This window comes from Streptosporangium carneum (genome assembly GCF_027922005.1).
GTDB lineage: Bacteria > Actinomycetota > Actinomycetes > Streptosporangiales > Streptosporangiaceae > Streptosporangium > Streptosporangium carneum.
In genome coordinates this window covers 1-657 of sequence record NZ_BSEV01000096.1, presented here as the reverse complement: position 1 = coordinate 657, position 657 = coordinate 1, and the positions used below count along the sequence as shown (strand labels likewise).

Annotated in this window: 1 protein-coding gene; it reads left to right on the top strand. The window is 63.8% G+C overall.

All coding sequences use genetic code 11. The features are described from left to right. Positions 1-111: 111 nt before the first annotated feature. The coding region (locus PKF00_RS44875) for an SDH family Clp fold serine proteinase (RefSeq protein ID WP_271223744.1) at positions 112-657 on the top strand (546 nt) is incomplete at its 3' end.

Sequence of the window (657 nt, the reverse complement as noted above, 5' to 3'; positions counted from 1 at the left end):
CGACTGATCGGGCGTAAACGGGCCGGTTCAGCTTGTCGGTCTCGTTAGGGTTTGGTTAATATCTCCGGGACGTTTCGCATCCACGGGTGGGTGCGTGTCCCGGGGGGTGCCGTGGCCGAAGGCATCGACAATACCGTCCTGATCGGGGCGGTGATCGCGCTCGTCGTGCTCGCCGGCCTCGTCTATGTCTATGCCCATCATCTGGCCCGGCAGCGTGCGAGCTCCGACGAACGCCAGATCGTCAAGCTGCGCCGCAAGCGCTTCGCCGACTATGAGGATGCGCGCCGGGAATACGAGAAGCTTCGCAAGAAGATCGAGACCGGCAACACCGTCCTGATCGACCTGATCCATGATCTCGGCGACGACTTCGTCGGCCGGGACAGCGCCCAGCAACAGATTGCGTTCGACGAGGCGCTGCAGGCGGTCGCGGCAATCCGCCAGGCCAATGCCCGCGCGAAGATCGTGGTCGTGCTGCACACGCTGGGCGGTTATGCCCGGCCGGCCCACATGATCGCGCAGGCCCTGCGCCAGCATCTGGAAAAGACCAAAGGCCACCACAATCCCAAGCGTGAGCCGCGGGTCATTGCCCACATACCCTATATCGCCATGTCGGGCGGCACGATGATCGCGCTGGCGGCTGACAAGGTGTGCATGAAC